This window comes from Tabrizicola sp. (genome assembly GCF_051645465.1).
Lineage (GTDB): Bacteria > Pseudomonadota > Alphaproteobacteria > Rhodobacterales > Rhodobacteraceae > Tabrizicola.
Genome location: NZ_JBOFBI010000107.1, coordinates 1 through 2937, shown reverse-complemented (window position 1 = coordinate 2937; position 2937 = coordinate 1). Strand labels below are relative to the sequence as shown.

The following is a 2937-nucleotide window of genomic DNA, read 5'->3' as shown; positions in this document are numbered from 1 at the left end:
CGCCCGCCGCACCAGCGTAGTTCGGAATCTGCGGCGCATAATCCGGGTTGAACGGGATCAGGTTCGCCCATCCGGTATTCCCCGCCACCGTCGACAGCAGCAGCATCTGCTGCAATTCGCTCAACGGCTCCACGGGCTCGACCGAGGCATAGGCCAGCGGCCCGTCCGGGATCGCCGCCCCCTTGGCAAACCGCCGAGCCCGCCGCCCCTGGATCGCCTCGATCAGCGGAAATGTCGCCGCGATCTTCAGTCCCTCGGTCGCCGAGGCGATCCCGCCCAGATCAATCTTGCCTTCGGTCCCGGCGGCCGCAGCCCCCGCCCCGATCAAGGCCCCCGCGCCCGCAACGGACGCCCCCAGAACCTGCCTGCGTGTCGTGTCAAACATCCCATGCTCCAATCTGCTACCGCCCGCCGCCAGAACACCTGCGGCTTGAAAGCGTCTCTTGCGGGGCTGGTATGCGGCGTAAGCACCTGTTCTGGCCAGTTTCCTTGCGGTATACTGGCGGCAGATCAATTTTTTCGATTTACGATCAATGTGTTAAGCTCTCGCACCCGATGATCGGATCGCCCCCTGCGACTTCTTTCTGCACCCCAGGTCAAGAAAGGAAGACCCCGATGACCACCAACCTCCGCGGCACGACCACCCGTCAGCAGATTCTCGAAGTCGCCCGCGCCGCCGTGCTCGCCAAAGGTTTCGACGCCACCTCGATCGACGAAATCGTCGCCGCGGTCGACATCACCAAGGGCGGCTTCTTCTATCACTTCCCCGACAAGACCGCCCTCGCCCGTGCCCTGATCGACGATTACGTGGCCACAGAGAACGTCATGCTCGACAACGTCTTCGCGCGTGCCGCCGAGCTGAACGATGATCCGCTGCACCGGGTTCTGATCGGGCTCAAGCTTCTGGCCGAAATCATGGCGGACCTGCCGAAGGGGCACCCGGGCTGCATCGTCGCCACCGCCTGCTATCAGGACCGGCTCTTCGACGCCGAAGTGCGGGATCTGATCCGGGATGCGATGCTTGGCTGGCGCGGTCGTTTCGAGGCCCTCTTTGCCGCCATCGCCGACCGCTACCCGGCCCAGGATGCCGTGTCTGCCTCCGACCTTGCCGACATGCTCATGTCCATCGTCGACGGCGCAATCATCCTGTCGCGCGCCGTCCGCGAACCGAAGGCCCTGTCAAAGCAGGTGCTGATGTTCCGGTCCTACGTCAAGGTGCTCTACACCCCGCAGCGGGCCTTCGCGTGAGGCGTGCGTGATGCCAAGCACCACCCGCGCCAAACCTTAACGAACCCTGAAGGCCGTCGGATAACCGATTGATTCCCATAACCTCAACCAGTTGTCCCACTGTGGGACATCACTCCCCCTGCACGCCCGTCTCGCCCTCGGCGCCCTGTACCCCCGTCGTCCCCTCTTCGCCCTGCGCCGCCTCGATCTCGCGCCATCTCGCGACGTTCTCGTTGTGCTCTTCCAACGTCTCGGCAAAGGCGTGACCGCCCGTCCCGTCCGCCACGAAGAACAGATAGTCCGTCGTATCAGGGTTCAGCGCCGCCTCGATCGACAACCGCCCCGGGTTGGCGATCGGGGTCGGCGGCAGCCCGTCGATCACATAGGTGTTCCACGGCGTCTCCCGCCTCAACTCGCTTTGCCGCAAGCCCCGTCCCAGCACCCCTTCCCCCTTGGTGATCCCGTAGATCACCGTCGGGTCAGTCTGCAGCCGCATCCCCAGCGCCAGCCGGTTGATGAAGACGCTCGCAACGCGGCGACGCTCCTCGGCGACCGCCGTCTCCTTCTCGATGATCGAGGCCATGATCAGCGCCTCCTCCGGCGTGTCATAGGGCAAGCCCTCGGCCCGCTCCGCCCACAATTCCGCCAGGTCCGCCGTCTGCCGTTCGGTCATCGCCGTGATCAGCGCGCCACGCTCCGACCCCCGCTCCACCTCATAGCTGTCCGGCGACAAGGTCCCCTCCGCCGGCACCGCATCCACCGCGCCCTGCAGGAACTCCGCCTTCTTCAGCGCGTCCACCACCTGCCAGCTCGTCACCCCCTCGGCCACCGTGATGCGGAACCGAAGATCCGCTTCCTCGGCCACCTCCGTATACTCCGCAGGCGGCGTCGCCCCGGCCTCGAAACTCACCACCTGCCGGAACTCGTTCGTCGCCAGATCAAGCTCGCTCAACACCAGATCCGCGCTTGAGATCCCGATCCGGAAGTTCACATCCCGCCCGCAGGTCGACCGCCCGCCGCCCGTGATCGCCTCCAGAACCTCGGCCATCGATGCCCCCTCGGGCACCAGATAGCTGCCGAACTTCAGGTCATCCGACCGGTTCGAATAATCCGCCCCGATCCGGAACACCCGCGCATCCGTCACCGCCCCCCGCTCTTCAAGGTTCCGGCTGACGGCACTCAACGACGCCCCCCGCTCCACCTGCAGGCAGATCGGAGTGGTCAACGGCCCGGGCTTGACGAACTCGTTCCGCCCCCAGGCAACCAAAGCCGCCGCGGCGATCAGGATGACGATGAACAGCGTCAGCGCGTTCGAAGCGATGGATTTCCACATGCCTATCGCACCTTGCCGACGATCAGGCTGGCATTCGTCCCCCCGAACCCGAAGGAATTCGACAGCGCCACGTCGATCTTCCGCTTCACCGCCTTGTTCGCGGCGAGGTTCAGCTTCGGCGCCACCGCAGGATTGTCGAGGTTGATGGTCGGCGGCGCCACCTGATCGCGGATGGCCAGGATGCAGAAGATCGCCTCCACCGCCCCCGCCGCCCCCAACAAGTGCCCGATGGACGACTTCGTCGAAGACATCACCGCCCCTGCCGCCGCATCGCCCATCAGCCGCTCCACGGCACCCAGTTCGATGGTATCGGCCATCGTGCTCGTCCCATGGGCGTTGATATAGTCGATATCCGCCGGAACAAGCCCCGCCCGTTT

Annotated in this window: 3 protein-coding genes and 1 pseudogene; 1 reads left to right on the top strand and 3 read right to left on the bottom strand. The window is 65.2% G+C overall.

Translation table 11 applies throughout. The features are described 5' to 3' along the window. On the bottom strand, nt 1-385 hold a 385-nt coding region (locus tag ACRCSW_RS06790; RefSeq protein ID WP_438703682.1), incomplete at its 3' end, for a hypothetical protein. 230 nt (nt 386-615) lie between these two features. Here ACRCSW_RS06790 and ACRCSW_RS06785 point away from each other — a divergent pair. Beyond that, nucleotides 616-1248 carry a TetR/AcrR family transcriptional regulator gene (locus ACRCSW_RS06785; protein WP_438703680.1) on the top strand — a complete coding sequence of 211 codons (633 nt, stop codon included), beginning with the start codon at nt 616-618 and terminating at the stop codon, nt 1246-1248. Between the two features lie 109 nt (nt 1249-1357). Here ACRCSW_RS06785 and mltG read toward each other — a convergent pair whose 3' ends face one another. Then, nucleotides 1358-2560, bottom strand: a complete 1203-nt coding sequence (gene mltG, locus ACRCSW_RS06780) for an endolytic transglycosylase MltG (protein WP_438703678.1) — start codon at nt 2558-2560, stop codon at nt 1358-1360. 2 nt (nt 2561-2562) lie between these two features. After that, a pseudogene (locus ACRCSW_RS06775) lies at nt 2563-2937 on the bottom strand (beta-ketoacyl-ACP synthase II); the annotation flags it as partial.

Coding starts and splice junctions, on each gene's coding strand:
- ACRCSW_RS06785 (WP_438703680.1), top strand. CDS start 616: ATGACCACCAACCTCCGCGGCACGACCACCCGTCAGCAGATTCTCGAA.
- mltG (WP_438703678.1), bottom strand. CDS start 2,560: ATGTGGAAATCCATCGCTTCGAACGCGCTGACGCTGTTCATCGTCATC.